A 20,657-nucleotide genomic window follows, 5' to 3' on the forward strand; every position below is an offset into this window, starting at 1 on the left:
AACCAGCATGCAAGAAATGGAAACCCGTTATACACACAGCCCAGAAGATATTCGACACTATAGTACCGAACAATTACGCAATGAATTTTTGGTAGAGAAAATTTTTGTACCCGGAACGATCCAGTTGACTTATACCCATAATGATCGCATGATCTTTGGCGGAGTAACGCCTACGGATCAACCATTAGAGTTTCAATTGAGCAAAGAGTTAGGCGTAGAATACTTTTTGGAACGCCGTGAACTAGGTGTGATCAATATTGGCGGTGCGGGAACCATTGAAATTGACGGCACCAAAGAAGACATGAAAAAGCAAGACGGATACTATATCGGAAAAGAAACGAAACATGTAGTCTTTTCTTCAAAAGATCCAAATGATCCGGCGAAATTCTATGTATCCAGTGTACCGGCACATCATAAATACCCGAATGTAAAAATCAGTATCGATCAGGTCAAACCAATGGAAACAGGTGAAGGCTTAACGCTGAATGAACGGAAGATTTATCAGTATATTCATCCGAATGTGTGTGAAAGTTGCCAGTTGCAAATGGGGTATACGATTTTAGAACCAGGTAGCGCTTGGAATACGATGCCTTGTCATACCCATGAACGCCGTATGGAAGCCTATGTTTATTTTGATTTTGCCAATGAGGACACAAAAGTTTTCCATATGATGGGTAAACCAGATGAAACCAAACATTTAGTAGTCGCAGAAGAGCAAGCAGTCATTTCCCCAAGTTGGTCGATCCATTCTGGAGTCGGAACAAGCAACTATTCCTTTATTTGGGCAATGTGCGGGGAGAACATCACATACACAGATATGGACATGGTTCCCATGGATGAGTTGAAATAATAAAAGAAAGAAGGATGAAGATGGATTTTTCAATGGATCACTTTCGTTTAGATGGCAAGATTGCATTAGTTACCGGCGCAGTTTATGGGATTGGCTTTACGATCGCCCAATCTTTGGCAGCAGCTGGTGCAACGATCGTCTTTAATAATTTAACACAAGAATCAGTCGATGAAGGCATAAAAAATTATCAAGCAGCCGGCATCAAAGCCCATGGCTATGTCTGTGATGTCACCGATGAAGCAGCAGTCAATGAAATGGTCAAAACCATAGAGGAAGAAGTAGGTGTCATTGATATCTTAGTCAACAATGCAGGGATCATCAAACGGATCCCAATGTTGGAGATGTCAGCCGCTGATTTCCGTCAGGTAGTTGATGTTGATTTGAATGCGCCATTCATCGTTTCTAAAGCCGTTTTGCCTTCCATGATCAAAAAAGGACATGGCAAAATTATCAATATTTGTTCTATGATGAGTGAACTTGGCCGCGAAACCGTTGCTGGTTATGCAGCTGCTAAAGGTGGGCTTAAAATGCTAACCAAAAACATTTGTTCTGAGTTTGGTGAAGCAAACATTCAGTGTAACGGCATTGGCCCTGGTTATATCGCGACACCGCAAACTGCACCATTAAGAGAGATCCAACCAGATGGATCTCGTCATCCCTTTGATCAGTTCATTGTGGCAAAAACGCCAGCAGCGCGTTGGGGAGAGCCCGTAGACTTAGCCGGTCCTGCTGTCTTCTTGGCTTCTGACGCTTCCAATTTTGTCAACGGACATGTTCTCTATGTGGACGGTGGTATTTTGGCTTATATTGGCAAACAGCCTGAGTAATCCTCCTAAGTTCCTGATTTCTAAAACAGGCGAACTTAGCAATCAAAAAAGCTCCTATTCTTCGCACATCCTCAATGGATTTTGCAAAGAGTAGGGGTTTTCTTTGTCGAATTTTCCGATAAAAAAATGAATGGGAGAACCTCTTCTCTGAGAAGGCGGATCGTGGTTCTAGCCAAGTTCGATCAAGAAGAAGGGGGGGAGCCGCTTACTAAAGAACCAACAGTTAGTTTTCTTGCAGCTTTGCTCTAGTTTTTTTCTTTATTTGATAAATTTTTTAGACTATTCAATTGTCAGTGGATATGAGTAAATAGATTAGGGGTTCTATCGATTTTCCACTAAATCAATTGATAGGAGGATTAAGATGAAAAAATGGTTTCTAGTAGCAATGCTATTTATTTGTAGTGTCTTTGTTAGTACGCAAAAGGCAGCTGCCCAAACGGAGGGCTCGATCACAGATTCCTCTTATTATCGCAACGCTTTAACCGAGAAGATTCCTGCAGATCATGCTTTTATTATGAGAAATGGTGAATCAACCACGATAGAAAAAGTGTCTGGAGTCGTGAATAGTGAAAGAATAGTTACTGGGATTAATTCTGTAAAAGAGAGCGCTGCTCTGATAAGAAATGTTGGGTATTATCAAGGGCAACCGGTCAATGTCAAGGTGACTGTCAAGATGTTGGAACCTTCAGGTGCGGATATGCTTATCACGAAAAACGAATTTCTAAGATTGAAAATATGGGCAAATGGTACATCAGAAATCACCTATGAATTTTTAGACGATAAGATGCAGCCAATTCAACTAAAGACGACTTTTAATGAAATGGGTTTGAACAAATGGAAAGACATACGAATTCCTCAGGCTGCTACTGCCATAGAACATATCTTTGCTGCTCCCGATTCCACGATCCAATACAGCGAAGACGAGCAAGGCACTTTGACGTTAAAAGGACAAGGAAACGCAGATAATTGGTCAGATGATGCTTGTAAACTGGCAATCACAACAAAATCTATCTCGAAGTTTCAGTTTATTGTCAAAAATAATGACACAAGATCTTCTATCGCTGGGATATCTGAATTAAAGTATTTATCCGTTTTTTTCCCAGCAGTTGAATTTCCTTATGCCTATCCACAAACACTAGCCACTCAGAACATCGAAAACAATGAAGTGATCACTCGTTTCCAACAAACAGTTCCTTACACTGAAACAAACAATTCTCGAACAACTTTATCTTACAGAATCGAAAATCCAGATCAAAATCAGTTTCAATTAAAAGGAGTCGAGATCAAAGATTTTTCTGGAACGGATCGAACAAATTGGTTTGACCAGACCATCGATGATGAGGGGAATTTGCTTGTTCATGCAAAAGCTTCTACACTAAAAAACCGGGCCTTTTATGACAATAGTTATCAGTTTATCATTCACCACACCTTCACTGGAAGTGCAGAACAACCGGTCGATCCTGCACTGATCGAGAATGACTGTTTTCAACTTCAACCAATTCTTTATGAAGATATTGGTGATGGTGAACAGTTAATCGGAAAACTTTCTGCGTCCATTTACTACTATAACGAAGTGAAGTTCAAATTTGTTGATGAAAAAAATCAACCGCTCTTAGATTCGGGGGAAATCAGAGGGCTGATCACCCATTCTGTTGATTTATCTTCGTTCTATCCCACCATTACTGGGTACTATCCGATCCGAGAAGAAAAAGACCACATCATTGTCATGCCAGGTTCTCAAGAAGTTTTCCATCGTTACAAAAAAGGTGTCCCACTACTCTTTACATTAAAAGACCGACAACAAAGAATCGTGATTCCACGCTTTTCTAAAGAAGTCAAGTTATCTTATGACCTTTCCCATGACAGCCATCAAAGCGTCCAAGTTGTTGCCCAATATGGGGAGAAAAAACAGGTGCTAAGAAACTATGATGTGGGAAATACACAAACGGAAGACTCGGTCGTTTTCGAAGTACCAGAAGAATGGCTTAATAAAGAGGTAAAATTATATCTAGAGAATAAAGAGGGGGATCAATCAGCAGCAGAAACTCGCGTGTTTGTTCCTGAGTCAGGACCAAGGCTGCAAGTGCCGGCAGTCTTATCTTTTGGAACACACCCTATTCCAGCTTTTAATCAGTATCTTTTTGCTGAAAGTCAACCAATCAAAGTGGAAGATAACAGTCGCTTAGAAAAAAGCAAATGGACAGTGAAAGTAAAAATCGATACGCCGCTTAAAAACAGTCAGCAACATGAGCTGCGAGATGCGCTGATTTTTGTTGATAAAACAGGGGATATTCTCTTGTCGGACAAAGCACAGCCGGTCTGGGAAGGCAGTGGATCCGCCACATTAGCTGAGAATCGATTGAAGCTGTTATTGCGACCAACGGATCATGTCGGGGAGTATCACGGCTCGCTGGTTTGGATGTTTGAAGATGCGCCTCAGTAAAAAAATTTTCTATCCGTAAAGTTCAACCTTTTTTCATAATAAAACAAAGTAAGAAACAAGCCCTTAATTCACTAAGGCTGCGACATTCACATAGCTGAAATAAACAAGCAACGTGTTTTTCTCACTTTGGAAACACGTTGCTTGTTGTTGATTGGTAAACAAAGAATTCTAACCGAATTACAGCAATATCTCACTGCTGAGAGAAAGATTCGCTTCTTTGATTGCTTGACAAATCAAGCGAGCAACGATTAAAGCTCCTTGATCATTCAAGTGAGTATTGTCACTGATACCTTCGGGATAATTCGGATATTCGTTTTTTGAAAGATGCAAAAAATACTGGCGAGCTTGCCTAGTTGCAAATGTGGAAAAATAGTTTTGCGTCATCGTGAATATATCCAGACAAGGAATCTCAAAGGCAGCAGCAAAATCTCTCATAGCTTCTGGATAAGGTCCCATGGCTAGGTGATTCAAGTCATTATGCTGATGGAACTTCAAGCGAGTGATAGAAGTCAGTAAAACTGGATTTGCTTGCTTTTTTGTGCAACAGCAATAAACTGTGCTAAATTTTCTTGATGTTCTTTTGGCGTCGTTACTCGTTCAGGATCTGTTTTCTGGTCGTTGTGGCCAAACCGAATCAAGAAATAGTCTCCGGGAGCAAGTAGTTGCTCTGCGTGCAAGAGGCGTTTTTCTTGAATGAAGCTTTTGGTTGAACGTCCATTCATAGCTAAATTAATGACCGTAACCTCTGGGGAGAGGAAGGTTGGTATTTTTCACCCCAGCCAGTTTCCGGACGCTTGTCAGTCATTTTAGTTGCAGCAGTTGAATCACCGGCAATAATTAGTTTAACCATCATCCACCTCTAAAAATCAAAATAATCCGCTGCATTTTGGTAACAGATACCTTCAACAAATTCTTTTAACTGTCTGGTATCACTTGGTGCTTCGCCGCGAAGAATGAGTTCTCCCAACCATTCACAAAAAACTCTTCGGAAATATTCATGTCTGGTATACGAAAGAAAACTACGGGAATCAGTCAGCATACCAACAAAATTTGCTAACACGCTACCATCTGCAAACTTCGTCAATTGCCGACGCATGCCGGCACGGGTATCGTTGTACCACCAGCCAGAACCGAGTTGAAGTTTGTTGTTGCCTTCTTTTTGATAACAGCCCATCAGCGCTACCAGCACATCATAATCATTTGGATTCAATGAATACAAAATCGTTTGCGGAAGAGCCTCTTTCCTCTCCGCAGCATCCAGTAATGCTTGAAGTGGGCCAGTGATCGGCTGATCGTTGATGCCGTCATAACCTGTGTCAGGTCCCAATTGATTGAGCATATTCGTGTTGCAGTTTCTATAAGCATGAAGATGCAGTTGCATTGTCCAGCCATGGTTATGATATTGTTCAAATAAATGAAGCAAGAGGGCAGAGCGATAGACTGCTGCTTCTGCTTCTGTAATGATTTCCTGATTTCTCGCTTTTTCAAAGATAGCTTGAGGAGTCACGCTGTTTTCTAGGAAATGGAAGTGATCCAATGCGTGATCGGATAAGCGACAATTCATTTGGTGAAAAAAAGTAATTCGGCAGTCAAGTGCTGTTAACAAGTCTTCATAGCTATCGATCCTGTGGCCAACAACTGTTGCTAATTGATCGATATAGTGGTTAAACCCACTTTGTTGGATATTTAAGGCTTTATCAGGACGAAAGGTTGGTAATACCCGAAAGCGGCTTTCTTCATTAGCCAATTTGCGATGAAATGCTAGTGAATCTGTCGGATCATCGGTAGTACAAATGAGTTGCACATTGCTGTTGGCGATGATTTCTCTTCTGCTAAAGGTCTTTGATTGCAATTTTTGGTTGACGATTTGCCAGATTTCTGGCGCGTTTTCTTCATTAATCATAAGATCGACACCAAAGAAACGTTTTAACTCCAAGTGGGTCCAGACGTAAAGGGGGTTGCCGATAATTTTAGGAACTGTCTGGCACCAAGCAATAAATTTGTCATAATCCGCTGCTTCGCCAGTAATCAACGATTCATCTACTCCACATGCCCGCATCAACCGCCATTTGTAGTGGTCACCGGCCAACCAAGCTTCGGTGATATTTCGGAAAGGATGATCATCATAAATCTCTTGGGGATCTAAATGGCAGTGGTAGTCAATGATCGGCATTTTCTTGGCGTATTGATGATACAAATCTTTGGCAAAGTCATTCGTTAGTAAAAAATCATCATTTAAAAACATTGGCTTCCTCTTTTCTTCGTTTATAAAGTGACACCATTCTTGAAGATGGCGATTTCTCGAACATTGTTTGCTTCATTACGGGTTTTGGTCCCACTAGCGACCGCAATGATCGCTTGAATAAAATCAGCGAGAACGTCTTCCATTGGTTCATATAATAACCGACCTGCATTGAAATCCATCCAATGGGGTTTCTTCTCGAATAATTCTTGGTTGGTGGCAACTTTCATCGTAGGGACAAAGGCACCAAAGGGGGTTCCTCGTCCTGTCGTAAATAAGACCAACTGACAATCAGCCGAAGCGAGAGCAGAAGCAGCCACTAGGTCATTACCAGGTCCTTCAAGAAGACTGAGACCGCTTTCGCGGATTTTATCTCCGTATTTCAAGACGTTGACGACCGCAGAGGTGCCGGATTTTTGCGTGCAGCCTAAAGACTTATCTTCCAATGTGGTGATTCCACCCGCTTTATTGCCTGGAGAAGGATTCTCATAAACAGGTTCGCCATACGAAAGAAAATAATCTTTAAAGTCATTGATCAGATGAAGAATCTTTTCAAAAGTTGCTTGGTCTTTGGCACGAGACATCAATACTTGCTCGGCACCAAACATTTCCGGTACTTCCGTCAACACAGTGCTGCCACCTTGAGAAACCAAGAAATCTGAAAATGCTCCTAATAACGGGTTGGCAGTGATACCAGAAAATCCATCTGAGCCGCCGCATTTTAAGCCAACTTTTAATTCACTTAAAGGCACATCTTCCCGCCGGTCGTCTTTGGTAGCTTGCAGCAATTCGTGCAATAATGCTTCACCCGCTTCGATTTCATCTTGGCTTTTTTGAGCGACTAAGAATTTGACACGATCTGTGTCATAATCACCTAGCTTTTCTTTAAATTCAGCGACCGTATTGTTCTCACATCCGAGTCCGAAAACGAGCACCCCACCAGCATTTGGGTGTTGCACAGCATCAATCAAAATTTTCCGGGTGTTTTGGTGATCTTGCCCTAATTGAGAACACCCATAAGGATGTTTGAGAATCGTGACCGAGTCAAAGGTTCCTAAGTTGGGATGACTTTGTTTGAAATTTTCGACGATGATCTCAGCGATTCCATTGATACAGCCCACTGTGGGTATGACATACAAATCATTACGAATCCCGACTTTGCCATTTTTTCTCCGGTAGCCTTTAAAAGTCAATTGGCTTTTTGGATACACTACTGGTTGTAGGTTCGGCTCATAGGTATAAGCCAGCGTTCCTGAAAGATTGGTCTTGACATTGTGGGTATGTAGCCACTGTCCAGCTTTTACATCGGACAAAAGATGACCAATAGGGTAACCATACTTGATGACGTGATCGCCTTTATTCAAATCAATAAGTGCGATCTTGTGACCTTGAGGAATCTCCTCTGTAAAACTATAGGATCGCCCTTCAAATGTAAGCTGTGTCTCTTTCGTGATTGCATGCAGAGCAACCGCAACATTGTCTTTTAGATGCAATTTGAGAAAATCGCTTTTGTTTTTTATTTCTGTCATAATCATTCCGCCTTTTTTTGAGTCGGATCATTTTTTAATGAGTCAACGAGGTGTCGAGAACCCTTGTTTGAAAGTAGCACTACCATTTGTGAAACTTCTTTGTTGAACACGCTCAAGTCCACTCCCCATAACTTTTCTTGTCCTAGAATAAAACTGACTTGTTCAGAAGAGTCGAGGGCCCGTGCCTTTTCAAAGAGAGCTAGCACAGCTTCATCGTCTTGACAATCGGTCGTTAAATACAAGTAAATCAGTCCGGCTAATGATGCAATGATTCTTGGCGGCAGTAACTGTTGCTGATGATGACGGAGCAACAACGGCAAGAGACGTGCTTTAAATTTTGAGACGCTATTCAAGGCGATCGACTGCAGTTGATGATGAACATAAGGATTTTTAAACCGTTCTTTGATCTGTTCCGCATACTGGATCAATTCTTCTTGCGGCAGGTCTAGCATAGGAATCAGTTCTTCATTGAATAGCTCATCAATGAAGCATGTAAAATCAGGATCAAGCATCACCTCTTCAACCGTTGCCAAACCAGCTAGAAGGGCCAGAGGGACCATGGCTGTATGAGGGCCATTCAAAAGATGCACCTTCCGTTCACGATAGGGGGTCAGGTCTTCAGTAAAGATTACATTCAAACTCGCAGCTGGCAATGGAAGTTTCTGAGATACAGTATGCGATGGGTTTTCGATCACCCACAACATGAATGGTTCGGCAGTGACCATCAAACGGTCCTCATACCCGTGTAATTGATTCAACTCCTCTGCTTTTGATTGGGGGTAGCCAGGAACGATTCGGTCGACTAAACTACAGCAGAAAGTGTTTTCATTTTCTAACCAAGTATGAAAGCTGTCCTCTAGTTGCCACAGTGAGCAATATTGTTGGATACACGCTTTTAATTTTTCTCCATTTCGATCGATCAACTCACAGGGAATGATCGTGTAACCTGATTTATTCGCTTGGTACCGTTGATAGAGCAGCGCAGTTAACTTAGCCGGAAAACTTTTTGGCGGCATATCTGTCCGTTTGTCTTGAGGATCAAAGGCAATTCCTGCTTCAGTTGTATTGGAAACAATGATGTCCAAGTCATCAATTTCAGCTAGAGCTAAATAATCCTGCCATTGTTCATAGGGATTCAATACGCGGCTAATCGTCGTGATGATCTCAGAGGTTTGGACAGGACGGCCGTCTGCTAATCCTTCTAAAATTACCGTATACAAATGATTCTGCTGCGCCAATAGAGATCCTAGACCTTGTTGAATTGGTTGGACTACTACAGCGCTACCATTGAAGAGACCTTGCTTATTCATCTGCTGTAGCTGCCAGTTAAAAAAGCCTCGCATAAAGTTTCCTTCGCCGAATTGAATCACTTTTTCCGACTTGCGAGTAGGATGAGTCATTTCAGTTATTTTTTTCATTGTAACCTCCAATATTCATTGATTTATAATGAACGTCTGCCATTTTGCACACGTTAACATTTTTGGCAACAGCCAAAAGCATTCAAGAAGCGAATGCTAGAGGGAATCTCTGATTGTTAGTTCTGTATCTAAAAGGTATTGTTTTTGTGAAACAGAGCCGTTGATTGAATCTAGAAGCAGTTGTGCCCCAAGCTGACTCATTTCAAAAACGGGCTTGCTAATGGTTGTCAACGGGGGATTCGTATATTTTGAAAACGGGACATTGTCAAATCCAATAATGGCGATATCGGCAGGGATTGCAAGGCCATATTCAAGACAAGTGTTGATTGCGCCAATGGCCATGTCATCGTTGGAACAGAAAATCACTTCTGGCGGCTCTGCAAGTTCCAGTAATTGTTTGGCACATTTTCGACCGCTCTCGATAGAATAGTCTCCAGTGACAGCGTATTCTGTTGGAAACGCTAGCCCGTGCTCAGTAAGAGCCCGCATGAAACCTGTCTTACGCTCTATACTGGAACGAAAAGTTGGCTTGCCTTCAATGATCGCAACTTTCTTATAGCCTAACTGAATCGCGTAGTCAATGGCTTGATAAACGCCTTGCGCATCATTGCTTGTGACATTTAAAAATGATGGTCTATCCATTTGTCGATTGAGAACGACCACTGGCAAATCTAAGTGACTGATTTCTTCGATGAAAGTGTCATCTTGATCACTTTGACTCATAACGATGATGCCATCCATCCTTGGCAAGTCCTCAACTGGACTGGTAAGGGTCGTCATATCGTGGACCGCTAAGCGATACTCTGGCGGTAGGGTGGTATTGATTCCCTTGATCACTTCAACCAAAAAGCGATCCGATGTACCTGCCGACAAATTAGAAAAGTAAAGGCCAATAATATACGACTTCTGATTGACTAGACTTTTGGCATTGACATTCGGCGTATAATTTAAAGAACGCGCAATGTCACCAATTTTCTTTTTTGTGGCTGGCTTGATTAGTGGACTGTCATTTAACGCTCTTGAAACCGTGGTATGGGAGACGCCTGCGATTTTTGCAATATCTTTGATAGTGACCATATGTATCCCTCGACTTTCTCATTGGTTTTAGCATATATCCTAAAGAGAGGAATGTCAATATATCAATAATGCACACGTTAACTTTTTTCTTTGAACCTGTATTCACAAGAAATTTTTTATGCTAGAATGGAAATATCTTAAGAAATGATTCTGTCAGTAATTACAGGAGAAATCTCATGAAAAGGGTAGGGCTAATCAGAAACATTCAACCTTTTTTTATAACATTTTCCTTCCAGTTTCTATAATTAGAAGCGTTTTAATAATAGCGTTTGGAAGTTTCATTTATCCTCGCACGTATAAGGATATTCAGAAAACATTGGTCCAAAATCAGCAAAATTTCGTTCAGCAAGTCAAAGGAAATCTCGATCAAAAAATTCAGATCGCTTTAAAGGATTTGCACAGCTGTGCAAACCAGCCTTTTAATAGAACCTTTAAAGAAGGAAGGGGAAAAGAATGGAAATTAGTATTGACATCAACGATTATTTAAATGAAAAGTCAGTGACAGCAACAATCCAAGGGTATATCGATCAGCTTCATCAGGCAGGAGGAGGGAGGCTGATGTTTGCCTCGGGGGTGTATCCAACAGGTTCACTGATGTTAAAAAGTAATGTTGAACTCCATCTACAACCGGGAGCTGTTCTTCGATTCTCGGATGATCCCAAAGAGTATCCAGTGGTGGTTTCGCGTTGGGAAGGGGTGAAACGGGAAGTCTATGCTTCTTGTATCTATGCCGACGGTGCCGAAAATATTGCAATCACAGGTTTTGGCACGATAGATGGTCAAGGTCAGAAATGGTGGGATGTCTTTCGCAATCATCCAGAGCAGTTAGAATATCCGCGACCAAAACTGATCAGTTTTGATTCCTGTCAGCAAATCACATTGCGAGATGTTAGTTTGGTTAATTCTCCTAGCTGGACAGTCAATCCAATCTTATGCCAAGACATCACTGTGGATAATATTAAGATCAAAAATCCTGCAGACTCGCCAAATACTGATGGCATTGATCCGGAGTCTTGCAAAAATGTTCGTATCAGCAATTGTTTGATCGATGTAGGGGATGATTGTATTGCCATTAAATCAGGAACAGAAGAGACAAAAGAACGCGTTTCCTGTGAAAATATCACGATCAGCAACTGTCAAATGCTCCATGGTCATGGTGGGGTCGTTTTAGGAAGCGAAATGAGCGGAGATATTCGCAATGTGACCATCTCAAATTGTATATTCCAAGACACCGATCGCGGCATTCGTTTGAAATCTCGTAGAGGACGCGGCGGGATTATTGAGGATATTCGAGTGAACAACCTAATTATGGACAATGTGATTTGCCCATTTACGCTGAATTTGTATTATTTTTGTGGTCCCAAAGGAAAAGAAAAGTATGTTTGGGATAAAAATCCTTACCCAATCTCTGAGGAGACTCCTCAGTTTAGGAGAATTCATTTTGTCAATATCTCCGCGCGAAATGTTCATGCTGCTGCTGGTTTTATTTATGGTTTATCTGAACAATTCATTTCAGATATCTCGTTTCATGAAGTAGCAATTTCCATGGCAAAAGAGCCCATACCCGGAAAACCAGCTATGATGACTGGAATGGAAGAGATGACCAGTCAAGGATTCTATATTGGCTGTGCTAAAAATATTCATTTTGACCGTTTAGAATTAGTCGATGTTGAACATGCCTTCCATATCGAGAATAGCCAGGGGATTGAAGTTGACCGTTCCCAAGAAAATGGTAAGCCTCTCGTGCTTCATGGTGATTTTTCGTGAAACAGCGGCAAACGTTGCAAAGGTTTGGATCATTTCATAGAAAGGAACCAATAGTTCTTGTAAGAAAGTTCTTTTATGAGAAAACGATTGTCTCGAAAAGTTTTTGTTAGAACTCAATTAACAAGAACCAGTGTCGGCTTATTTTTGCCTATCCTTATGAGAAAAAGCTAGTGCCGTTTGTTCTTTTCAACCACTCTCATGGAGGCAGTTTTTCTATTGGCAAAGAAGAATTACGCAGTAGCAGTCACTATTTGCAGCCAGAAAGTTTTCTAGAAAAATTGATCGCTGAGGGTTATGCAGGTGGAGCAATCGATATTTGGGAATTTGGTGAGAGAAAACATGGTGAAAGTACGGTGTTTTAAAATTTTCGTTCATAGGACAAACCACTCTGGACCACCATACTCAATAACAATCAACAGTTCTGAATCTACAATAATGCGTATTGATGGATCAGAAAGTAAATCAGATATAAAAACGGCTGGCAGCCTAGAGGGGGCTTGCCAGCCGTTTTATATCGTCTGTGCTTTATAAGAACTTATTATATTAGAGAAGCTAACTACGCCAAAAGGGTTTCCGAAAAAACAATTATCAAGCCGAAAGTGGTAAAATAATGCGAATGCTGCTTAATTTCAATAAGGAAGGATTTTTGAAATGGAAATTAAATTTTTGCAAAAAGATCAACCAAACTGGTTGGCTTATGCGGGTCAAATTGCCAGCGTCGATTGGAAAGCTGCTGCATTTGTAGCAAATAAGATGCGTCAGAGAAGCTATAACGACTGGGAAGGCGTTTTTGTGGCTGTTGCCCACAATCAATTAGCTGGATTTTGTACGATCGTCAAAGAGGATATTGTCCCTCTTCAAGTCGCCCCTTTTATTGCGACCGTGTATGTTGCTCCCAGCTATCGCGGCAATCATCTTAGTCAGCAATTGGTATCTGCTGCAGAACGGCGCTTGCATCAGATCGGTTTTGATACGATCTATATTGTCACTCAGCTGTCAGGTTTGTATGAAAAATTGGGCTATCAACAAATTGAGACAGCCACCGATCGCTTTGGGAGAAGGATGCGTGTTTTGGCAAAAAATGAAGAATTCTGCTAGTCAAGCAAATCTCTTTACTTACTTTAGTTAGTGTTATTATTAAAGTAACAAGTCATCCATTCGAGATGAGAAAAGGAGCAGAAACAATGACGGTGATTATTCCAGAATTTCAACTTCATGAACAGACTCAAATTGGGAAAGTTGTCTTAAAAGTAGCCAACTTAGAAAAAATGATTGCTTTTTATACTCAAGTGATCGGACTATCATTGATCGAAAAAAATCAGCAGACAGCTCGCTTAGGTACGGCAGAGAAAATACTGCTTGAATTGATCAAAGTCGAAAATCCATTGCCTCTCACAAGGAAAACAGGACTGTTTCATGTCGCTTTCCTTTTGCCGACTCGCAAAGATTTAGGCAATACATTGATCCATTATTTACAAAGCAATGCACCGATCGATGGCGCCAGTGATCATGGCTACAGCGAAGCATTGTACTTAACAGATCCCGAGGGGAATGGGATTGAAGTGTATCGTGATAAACCAAAATCTGAATGGGATATTCGAGAAGATGGCGAAATTGTTGGAATTACAAAAGAAATGGATGCAGAGGGGGTTGTCGCAGCAGCAGACAGCCAACAATCAAGTTTCCCCACAGGTACTATTGTGGGACATGTTCATTTAAAAGTTGCTGATTTAGCCCAGACAGAAACTTTTTATACCCAAGTCGTAGGACTGAGCTTAAAAAATAATTTTGGGAACCAAGCAAAATTTTTTGCGGCAGGAGATTATCATCACCATATTGGCTCGAATACTTGGATGGGCAAAGGTGTGACTCCTATGGCAGACAATGACCTAGGATTGGCTTATTATACCTTTGTGCTCCCAGACAAAGAAGCCTTTGAGTCATTGCTCACGCATCTTGAGAAGGAAAATGTATCCCTTACTCTTGAATCAAGTAGGCGTTTGGCTTTATTGGATCCAAATGGCATCCAAGTCAAAATGGAATACTAGGTAAAAATGATAGCTTTTGATGTTTTTGAATCCTTGATAGCAGTTTCAGTCTAAAGACGGATGGGGAAAGATCGGCTTTATGAGATACTTGGCATATCAAAAAAGGAGTGCAGGAACATGAAATGGTGGCATCTGATGAATACGCTATGGGTTTCATTGATTTTAACTAGTTTGTTGGTACTATTTGTTCAAGACCCATTTATGACTAATTATGGCATCGATCCAATGGCGAAATTTGCTTACTTGGCATTGATTGGTATTCTTGCGATTGGATTATATGGCGTCCAATCCGTCTGGAAACATCAATTAATGAAAGTATCAATGACAAAAAAATAAGCGGGGACCCGTCAGTGGGTCCTTTTTTGTTTTTGAAAGTCAGTAGCGGATGTGAAGCAAAAAATACCTTTTAGATGATAGTTTGCCGGGCAGCAAGTTTTGTGCACATTGATGAGGGGTGACTGGCGGGTTTGACAAAATAGATGCCAGTAAAAAGTATCAGGGCTGTGCGGATTGATTCCAGCACAACCCCATGAAAATCAGGAGATATCTATGATCTGATAAGAAAAGCCATTGACCGTTAAAAAGTTGAATACATCCTTGGTAGCAAGGAAGATCGTCTTGGTATTTGTATTAGGATGGAAACTCATTCGTGGTTCTTTAGTGATTTCGCGCTCAAAGAAAATCTGAATATCTCGCTCCGAATTGCTTAAGAGCCCAAATATGGAGACAACGCCAGGTGGCAAGTGCATTTTTTTCCTCAAAAGATCAGGAGAAGCTAATTTGACTCGTGATTCACCAGTGATTTCTTTGAGCAGATTTAGATCAAGCCGTTTTTGATCGTCCATTATTAGGAGATAATAGGCGGTCTTTTTTTTATTGGTTAAAAACATCGATTTTGTTCGAACCCCATCAATTCCAGCAATAAAGCTATCTGCTTCCGCAGTTGTACTTGCAGGCGGGTGTTCGATCACTTCAAAGGAAATGTTCAAGTCGGTCAGTCTTGCAGCAACAGATTCAAAAGGATCCAATATGATCAACCCCTAGTCTCTTTTTTATTACTATATCATAGGTATAAGTTTTAAAATGCCTATTCAATCGCATGAAAGATAGAGAGAGTAACAAAAAAGCAGCTTAGCTGCTAGTGTAGGTCGTTAACTTTAGTGATCGAAATCTGAAAACAGATCTGAAAAACTTTCTCATAAAGAATTGAGGAGCAAAGAGATTTCGTCATGCGCATGGATCGAGCGTCTGTCAGTGAGCAGAAGCTGCTTTTTACAGGCTGATTCTGCCATTAGTTGTCAAAATAAACCCATTTGCTTGATAAAGAGCAAGTAAGCGTCTCGTTACCAAATTATTTTTCCAAAGATTCATAAGCAGAAAGTTACTGAGATTCTTCGGCTGCAAGTTTGAGACTAAATTTAGAGATCACCCACAGTAGAACAGCAGCAATCAGGGTACCAACAAATCCAAAAAACATGTCTAGGGGATCGGGGGTATTCATAACGCCTAATACCGTTTCGCTTAATAAATTGGCAATCAGCAAGAAAATAGTCAATCCGAGAGTATAGGTGAATTTGACGCCCATCAATAACCAAAAATACCCTAGCAGACCAATGATCAAGCTAATAGAGAAATTGGAAATGTGTAAATAAAAGTCGGGGAAAATCGCTGTAAAAAAGGTTATATCTAGATATTTTGATAAATAGGCAAATAGTGCCAAAAAAATCAGTAGTAAATAGAGTAAAGATGCCCAAACTTTTGGGTAATAATGTAGCTTTATTTGATTTTTCAATATGAACTCCTGTAATCGATTGATTGGCTCAAAGCCGTAGCTATTGTACTGGGATAGTTAGGGATTGTTAATAAAAAACGCAGCTAGTGTGTTTTTTATTTGTTTATAGTCTTTTGTAACAAAATAGTTGGCTGGGACATTGATGATCGGCAGATCATTTTCGTTGTCAAACGGGACAAATGGATCAGGTACAACCAAATAATCCACTTGGTCTTTATCGCGGAAATAATTGATTGAGACATCATAATCATTGGCGAAATAATTCTTAAGCTCAGAATAATCTGCAAAAAAGAACGCTGGTGACAATGTGGTATAACTGAGCCCATTACTTGCAGTCAAAACGAAACAGATTTTTTTCATCTTATTTCTCCTTTTTTATGATTTTATTCGTACGTATATGTTAAGGGGGTGATCGATGAGAATGGTGTAAAAATACTAAAGGATCAAGAAAGTGTCCTGCACGTATTTACCAAACAATGTTTAAACCAAAACAGCTCGGTTGTCTGTGTCTTTTTATAGACAAGTTCATTCTTTTTTACTGGTCAATCGAGTGCTGTTAATTAGTGAGACCTGACTAACGACGGTCTAAATGAAAAGCAATTATTTGCTGACTCTAGTTTCTTTTTTTTGGTTTCTTTTATCATAGAGAAGTTTGAGCAACTCATAGAGAGCCGTGAGTACTGCAATGCAAAAAAGTAAAGTCGTATATCTGATAAGAAAAATTAGATTGAACCATAATCCGTAGACCATCGGCATAACCACGATCAAGCAAAGATACAATTCGATTTTTCGGCGTCTCCTCAATTGCAGCCATCGTTCATCAGACATGTTCTCGCTCCTTTGATCAAGATAGAATTTCCATGCAATCCTCTATGTGTTTGACTCAACGTATAGACAAATAGAAGAAATACTTAGAAACAGTATAACCGAAAATGACAAAACCACATAACTAGGACGGCAATTTCGTCCTAGTTGTGTCTTTGTCATAGATTTATAAATAACAATTGCATAAAACTAATTGAACTGGAAATACAAAAAAAGCAAATTACCGAAGTAATTTGCCGGTACGATGCAGACGATGGGATTTGAACCCACACGAGCTAAGCTCACACGCCCCTCAAGCGTGCGTGTCTGCCGTTCCACCACGTCTGCTTATTGTTTTTGTATACTGACAGCTGATTGCAGCCATCACGTCTAAAAAACATGTTACCGATTATCTTCACGTTTGTCAATGCTATTTTAGGGATTTATAAAAGGACATTTTTCTTGCTTTTTATTGAAAAAAAATATTTAAGTGGCAGAATCTGGTATAATGAGAAAATAACTTTGGAGCTTTAAGGAGATTGATAAATGAACTACTTTAAAAATCTGCTGGCTAAATCGATTCGGCAGCGCCGTTTTTTGTTTACGATGATAGCAGCGTTCTTGATTGGTGTGGGGCTCGCTTTTTATCTTACATTCATGGAACCAGTGAATGTACAGGCAGAAATCACTATGCAAAAAGCGCAAGCATTACGGCTTGTAGACAATTATCAGAATTATCCAAATGAATCTCAGGACAAGCAAGAAACCTATCAACTGCTGCTGGCAAACAACACATTATCTAATCGGCAAGCCTCGAATCTAATCATGGAAGAATTTCCTCGTTTCAATCGGACCAGTGAAGAGATTGCAAAAATTCAGCTGCAATTATGGGAAACCGCTTTACCAGATAAAGCCTTTTTACCATCTATCTGGCAATTGCAGCAAAATAAAGTGGTAGCAGCGCAATTAGAAGAACAGGAAAAAGCTCCTTTTCTTACTGTTGACAATGCGCAGACTGCTGTTGCGTTGACTATTCAAGTGTTATTGGGATTTGGCTTTTTATTCCTGGCATTTTTTGCTAGCGATAATTTGCTGGAAGAAAAGCGCCATTTTTCTCTGATCCATTCCTATCCACAAGTCTTCCCTATAAGGATGATCAGTAAAGTCGGGGTAAAGATGATTGGTCATCTGGCAACGATCAGCCTGTTGCTTCTAGGAATCGCTGCGGCCATGTCGGTGATCGGACGATGGGGGGATTGGCACTATCCAACGGCTATCTATTATCATCATACTTGGCATGCCGTACCTTTCTGGCAATACTTTCTATTGGTACTCGTGCTTTTGACAACTTTGATTATTGTGACAGAATTACTGGGCTTTGTGGCCAATGTTTTGATTCCAAATCGCTATGTTTCTTTTTTTCTCCTTTGTCTTTGCTATGGTCTCGGTACAATAGCTAGTACACCATTCAGTAAATATTCCCCTTTTGCTGTTTTTGATTTGCAAAAGATCCTCACAGGTGAGTTTGCAGTCAGATCGCAATCGACAGTCGGGTTAGGGACAGCTTTCATCCTTCTTTTCTTATGGGGGGTGGGAGCGGTCACCTTCTTGCTGATCGCAGATAAGAAAAACTGGCTAGCGAAAGGAGTCATATAATGAAAAATTATTTTCTCTTTGAACTACAGCAATTAATCAAAAGTAAAAAAACGATCGGGCTATGGTGCTTGTTAGTAATCGTTGCTGGCGTATACAGTTTTCGTGATCGCACCTATCGGCCAATTGAGCGAATAGACAAAAATGAAATTGAACAGCGGTATTTGACTAGACAATCCTTTTTGGATGAACAAGCAGAAAATCCCTCAGATCATTGGTCCGCCGCCATGGCAGTAGCGATGTTCGAGCCATGGAATCAAGCAGATAGCTTACGATTAACTTCCCTAGCTGCCAATGATTGGCAAAAGTATGCCAAAGCAACGAGCCAATGGTATCAGCTGAGTCTCCAATATACCGATGATGAAACAATTTTCTTCACGCCTGACTATTATACTTATCAGAACTATTATGCGGCTTATGATGGGAAATACGGCTATGCCTCCACTGCAAAATGGATGGAAAGTGCCAGCCAATTACCAAACAAAAAGCTTTCCAAGTATGTGTTGGAACAAAAAACGGGTATCCAATCTGTTCAGCGGGCATTTACGAATTACTTGCCGTTTCTCTTTCTTGGCGTGACGATCTTTTTGGCAATCGATAGTCTGACCAAAGATCGTCGACACAAAAGCTTATTCTTATCTTTGCCGGTGACGGTAGATGAGATTCTTTGGGCGAAGACAGCGGCACTGTTTATTGTGTCAACACTGATGATGATCAGTACACTCGTTTTGATTTGGATCGGTGTCGGCTGCCAATTCGGCTTTGGCTCATTGGACCTACCCGTCAGTATCTTGTCTTCATCCTTTGATGCCCGTTATCCTATTTCTTCTGCCGATGTTTTTTATACACGCCCTGTTGGAGTTTTCTTACTTCAGTGTATAGGGGTAGGAATCGTGCTGCAATTGATCTATATCCGAGGCATTCTTTTGCTGAGCACACTTTGGCGTTCAGAATTAGCCAATCTCTTTCTTGCTGGTTTTGGCTTGATTAGTCCACTTATTTTTCAGAGACGCTGGTTTAGTGCATTCTTGGATAAATCAAATGATGCCTATTTGTATCAAAATTATGGTCAGATCCTTTCAGGATTCAGCCGTTTTTATTTTGGGTCCTCTGAGTTTGTCCTTGCGAAAGGACTGCTGCTTTTTGGTGTAGTGTGGCTGCTGATCGAGATCGGTCTTTTTGTTCGTGTACAGCAGAAGCAATTTAATCTTGTTTAGGAGGTTTGGAAATGTTAGCAATGAAAAACGTAACTGTGACATTTAAACGAAATGTTTTGGATGATTTAACGTTGGCCTTTCATCCTGGAGAAATCGTCGGCTTAGTGGCGCCGAACGGTACTGGAAAATCAACACTACTCAATGTATTGATGAATTTTGTTCAGCCGACTAGTGGGGAGATCTTTCTCGATCAAACACAGCTTTACACGTCCAAGAAGTCAGAAATGGCAGCTCACCAGAAAATCTCTTTTTTCCCTGATCAGAACGATCTATATAATGATCTCAGCGGATTAGAACATCTAAAACTTTATCAACGAATGTGGCGATCAGAGGAAGCGCTGATTGATCAAACCGTGAATCAATTAAGAATGACTGACTATATCAAGCGGCCGGTTGGAACCTATTCGTTGGGGATGCGTCAAAGACTGTGTTTTGCGATGCAGATCGTGACAGACACGCCCTATATGTTGATGGACGAAGTCATGAATGGGTTGGATCCGACCAATGTGGAATTGATTTCTAACGTTTTAAAAGGGTTGCGGGAGAAAAAGAAATCGATCCTGATTGCTTCCCATATTTTGACCAATTTGGATAGTTATGCAGATCGCGTTTTGTTTTTGAAAGATGGCAAGATTATCCATGAATACCTGGGAAAGAATTCTTTAGTAGATGAACCAATTTATTTAAAAGCAAAAGATCCAGAGTTTTTGGTTTCATTTCCCGAATTAACAACATTGACAATCGATCTTCAAGAACAGGTCTATTTAATCGAAATCAGTGATCCTCAGCTGCCGCAACGCTTTATTGAAGCTGGTTTTACAGAATTTTCAATTGGCCATCTCGCATTAGCTGAACGCTATTTAAAATTCTTTCCAGAGAATGACTGAACAAAAACGAATGAACGCCTAGGCAATAAAAGAGCGTTCATTCGTTTCTTTTAGAAAAAAATTTATTTAAAAGTCGTAAAGTTCTGTCAATTTGACCGTTTTT

General features: G+C 40.6%; 20 protein-coding genes and 1 tRNA gene. 11 read left to right on the forward strand and 10 right to left on the reverse strand.

Features of this window, described 5'->3' with window-relative positions; genetic code table 11:
* Positions 1-7 precede the first annotated feature (7 nt).
* The 3 genes from kduI to EGX73_RS11865 all read left to right on the forward strand — a co-directional run bounded on the left by kduI (position 8) and on the right by EGX73_RS11865 (position 4,120).
* On the forward strand, positions 8-850 hold the full coding sequence (gene kduI, locus EGX73_RS11855) for a 5-dehydro-4-deoxy-D-glucuronate isomerase (protein WP_005472445.1): 843 nt from the start codon (positions 8-10) through the stop codon (positions 848-850).
* A gap of 20 nt (positions 851-870) precedes the next feature.
* Positions 871-1,677, forward strand: coding sequence for a gluconate 5-dehydrogenase (locus EGX73_RS11860; protein ID WP_005472446.1), 807 nt, complete (start codon positions 871-873; stop codon positions 1,675-1,677).
* 361 nt (positions 1,678-2,038) lie between these two features.
* Positions 2,039-4,120 (forward strand): hypothetical protein, encoded by a 2,082-nt coding sequence (locus EGX73_RS11865; protein ID WP_123866960.1) that lies wholly within the window; start codon positions 2,039-2,041, stop codon positions 4,118-4,120.
* 177 nt (positions 4,121-4,297) lie between these two features.
* On the opposite strand, the gene EGX73_RS16275 is transcribed toward EGX73_RS11865, so the two are convergent.
* The 6 genes from EGX73_RS16275 to EGX73_RS11890 form a co-directional block, all read right to left on the reverse strand.
* Entirely contained in the window at positions 4,298-4,576 is a 279-nt protein-coding gene (locus EGX73_RS16275) for a rhamnogalacturonan acetylesterase (protein WP_021151001.1), read from the reverse strand.
* A gap of 53 nt (positions 4,577-4,629) precedes the next feature.
* Entirely contained in the window at positions 4,630-4,842 is a 213-nt protein-coding gene (locus EGX73_RS16280) for a hypothetical protein (RefSeq protein WP_021151000.1), read from the reverse strand.
* 137 nt (positions 4,843-4,979) lie between these two features.
* Positions 4,980-6,365, reverse strand: a complete 1,386-nt coding sequence (uxaC, locus tag EGX73_RS11875; RefSeq protein WP_021150999.1) for a glucuronate isomerase — start codon at positions 6,363-6,365, stop codon at positions 4,980-4,982.
* A 20-nt stretch (positions 6,366-6,385) separates the two neighbouring features.
* Entirely contained in the window at positions 6,386-7,891 is a 1,506-nt protein-coding gene (locus EGX73_RS11880; protein WP_123866961.1) for a UxaA family hydrolase, read from the reverse strand.
* A gap of 2 nt (positions 7,892-7,893) precedes the next feature.
* Positions 7,894-9,309, reverse strand: coding sequence for a tagaturonate reductase (locus tag EGX73_RS11885; RefSeq protein ID WP_123866962.1), 1,416 nt, complete (start codon positions 9,307-9,309; stop codon positions 7,894-7,896).
* A 96-nt stretch (positions 9,310-9,405) separates the two neighbouring features.
* On the reverse strand, positions 9,406-10,386 hold the full coding sequence (locus tag EGX73_RS11890) for a LacI family DNA-binding transcriptional regulator (protein ID WP_003127161.1): 981 nt from the start codon (positions 10,384-10,386) through the stop codon (positions 9,406-9,408).
* Between the two features lie 453 nt (positions 10,387-10,839).
* Between EGX73_RS11890 and EGX73_RS11895 the strand changes: the two genes are divergently transcribed.
* From EGX73_RS11895 to EGX73_RS11915, 5 genes are all read left to right on the forward strand, one after another.
* The gene (locus tag EGX73_RS11895; RefSeq protein WP_003127164.1) at positions 10,840-12,153 is read left to right on the forward strand and encodes a glycoside hydrolase family 28 protein; all 1,314 of its coding nucleotides are present in this window, start codon (positions 10,840-10,842) and stop codon (positions 12,151-12,153) included.
* Between the two features lie 170 nt (positions 12,154-12,323).
* Positions 12,324-12,515: a hypothetical protein gene (locus EGX73_RS11900; RefSeq protein WP_021150994.1), complete on the forward strand. Its 192-nt coding sequence runs from the start codon at positions 12,324-12,326 to the stop codon at positions 12,513-12,515.
* A 289-nt stretch (positions 12,516-12,804) separates the two neighbouring features.
* Positions 12,805-13,251, forward strand: coding sequence for a GNAT family N-acetyltransferase (locus EGX73_RS11905; protein ID WP_003127167.1), 447 nt, complete (start codon positions 12,805-12,807; stop codon positions 13,249-13,251).
* An 86-nt stretch (positions 13,252-13,337) separates the two neighbouring features.
* On the forward strand, positions 13,338-14,201 hold the full coding sequence (locus tag EGX73_RS11910) for a VOC family protein (RefSeq protein WP_034704718.1): 864 nt from the start codon (positions 13,338-13,340) through the stop codon (positions 14,199-14,201).
* 117 nt (positions 14,202-14,318) lie between these two features.
* A complete protein-coding gene (locus EGX73_RS11915) occupies positions 14,319-14,537 on the forward strand; it encodes a hypothetical protein (protein ID WP_005472469.1) in 219 nt (72 codons plus the stop codon).
* 200 nt (positions 14,538-14,737) lie between these two features.
* Here EGX73_RS11915 and EGX73_RS11920 read toward each other — a convergent pair whose 3' ends face one another.
* The 4 genes from EGX73_RS11920 to EGX73_RS11940 form a co-directional block, all read right to left on the reverse strand.
* Positions 14,738-15,229 carry a prolyl-tRNA synthetase associated domain-containing protein gene (locus EGX73_RS11920; protein WP_029486906.1) on the reverse strand — a complete coding sequence of 164 codons (492 nt, stop codon included), beginning with the start codon at positions 15,227-15,229 and terminating at the stop codon, positions 14,738-14,740.
* A gap of 353 nt (positions 15,230-15,582) precedes the next feature.
* Positions 15,583-15,993, reverse strand: a complete 411-nt coding sequence (locus EGX73_RS11925; protein WP_123866963.1) for a hypothetical protein — start codon at positions 15,991-15,993, stop codon at positions 15,583-15,585.
* A gap of 57 nt (positions 15,994-16,050) precedes the next feature.
* Positions 16,051-16,353, reverse strand: coding sequence for a hypothetical protein (locus tag EGX73_RS11930; protein WP_003127173.1), 303 nt, complete (start codon positions 16,351-16,353; stop codon positions 16,051-16,053).
* 710 nt (positions 16,354-17,063) lie between these two features.
* Positions 17,064-17,145: transfer RNA gene (locus EGX73_RS11940), tRNA-Leu, on the reverse strand.
* A 198-nt stretch (positions 17,146-17,343) separates the two neighbouring features.
* Between EGX73_RS11940 and EGX73_RS11945 the strand changes: the two genes are divergently transcribed.
* From EGX73_RS11945 to EGX73_RS11955, 3 genes are read left to right on the forward strand one after another with little or no spacing between them, the layout of a single operon-like run.
* Positions 17,344-18,453 (forward strand): hypothetical protein, encoded by a 1,110-nt coding sequence (locus EGX73_RS11945; protein WP_123866964.1) that lies wholly within the window; start codon positions 17,344-17,346, stop codon positions 18,451-18,453.
* Entirely contained in the window at positions 18,453-19,667 is a 1,215-nt protein-coding gene (locus EGX73_RS11950; protein ID WP_123866965.1) for an ABC transporter permease, read from the forward strand. Before EGX73_RS11945 ends, EGX73_RS11950 begins: the two co-directional genes overlap by 1 nt.
* Positions 19,668-19,678: 11 nt before the next feature.
* A complete protein-coding gene (locus EGX73_RS11955; protein ID WP_005472477.1) occupies positions 19,679-20,554 on the forward strand; it encodes an ABC transporter ATP-binding protein in 876 nt (291 codons plus the stop codon).
* Positions 20,555-20,657: the final 103 nt, after the last annotated feature.

It is taken from the genome of Enterococcus sp. FDAARGOS_553 (genome assembly GCF_003812305.1).
Taxonomy (GTDB): Bacteria; Bacillota; Bacilli; order Lactobacillales; family Enterococcaceae; genus Enterococcus_D; species Enterococcus_D gallinarum.

What these genes read in the sequence shown, in the direction of transcription:
- EGX73_RS11915 (WP_005472469.1), top strand. Translation starts at nt 14,319, where the DNA reads ATGAAATGGTGGCATCTGATGAATACGCTATGGGTTTCATTGATTTTA.
- EGX73_RS11910 (WP_034704718.1), top strand. Translation starts at nt 13,338, where the DNA reads ATGACGGTGATTATTCCAGAATTTCAACTTCATGAACAGACTCAAATT.
- EGX73_RS11895 (WP_003127164.1), top strand. Translation starts at nt 10,840, where the DNA reads ATGGAAATTAGTATTGACATCAACGATTATTTAAATGAAAAGTCAGTG.
- uxaC (WP_021150999.1), bottom strand. Translation starts at nt 6,365, where the DNA reads ATGTTTTTAAATGATGATTTTTTACTAACGAATGACTTTGCCAAAGAT.
- EGX73_RS16280 (WP_021151000.1), bottom strand. Translation starts at nt 4,842, where the DNA reads ATGAATGGACGTTCAACCAAAAGCTTCATTCAAGAAAAACGCCTCTTG.
- EGX73_RS11860 (WP_005472446.1), top strand. Translation starts at nt 871, where the DNA reads ATGGATTTTTCAATGGATCACTTTCGTTTAGATGGCAAGATTGCATTA.
- EGX73_RS11880 (WP_123866961.1), bottom strand. Translation starts at nt 7,891, where the DNA reads ATGACAGAAATAAAAAACAAAAGCGATTTTCTCAAATTGCATCTAAAA.
- EGX73_RS11930 (WP_003127173.1), bottom strand. Translation starts at nt 16,353, where the DNA reads ATGAAAAAAATCTGTTTCGTTTTGACTGCAAGTAATGGGCTCAGTTAT.
- EGX73_RS11905 (WP_003127167.1), top strand. Translation starts at nt 12,805, where the DNA reads ATGGAAATTAAATTTTTGCAAAAAGATCAACCAAACTGGTTGGCTTAT.
- kduI (WP_005472445.1), top strand. Translation starts at nt 8, where the DNA reads ATGCAAGAAATGGAAACCCGTTATACACACAGCCCAGAAGATATTCGA.
- EGX73_RS11950 (WP_123866965.1), top strand. Translation starts at nt 18,453, where the DNA reads ATGAAAAATTATTTTCTCTTTGAACTACAGCAATTAATCAAAAGTAAA.
- EGX73_RS11885 (WP_123866962.1), bottom strand. Translation starts at nt 9,309, where the DNA reads ATGAAAAAAATAACTGAAATGACTCATCCTACTCGCAAGTCGGAAAAA.
- EGX73_RS11945 (WP_123866964.1), top strand. Translation starts at nt 17,344, where the DNA reads ATGAACTACTTTAAAAATCTGCTGGCTAAATCGATTCGGCAGCGCCGT.
- EGX73_RS11890 (WP_003127161.1), bottom strand. Translation starts at nt 10,386, where the DNA reads ATGGTCACTATCAAAGATATTGCAAAAATCGCAGGCGTCTCCCATACC.
- EGX73_RS11955 (WP_005472477.1), top strand. Translation starts at nt 19,679, where the DNA reads ATGTTAGCAATGAAAAACGTAACTGTGACATTTAAACGAAATGTTTTG.
- EGX73_RS11865 (WP_123866960.1), top strand. Translation starts at nt 2,039, where the DNA reads ATGAAAAAATGGTTTCTAGTAGCAATGCTATTTATTTGTAGTGTCTTT.
- EGX73_RS16275 (WP_021151001.1), bottom strand. Translation starts at nt 4,576, where the DNA reads ATGGGACCTTATCCAGAAGCTATGAGAGATTTTGCTGCTGCCTTTGAG.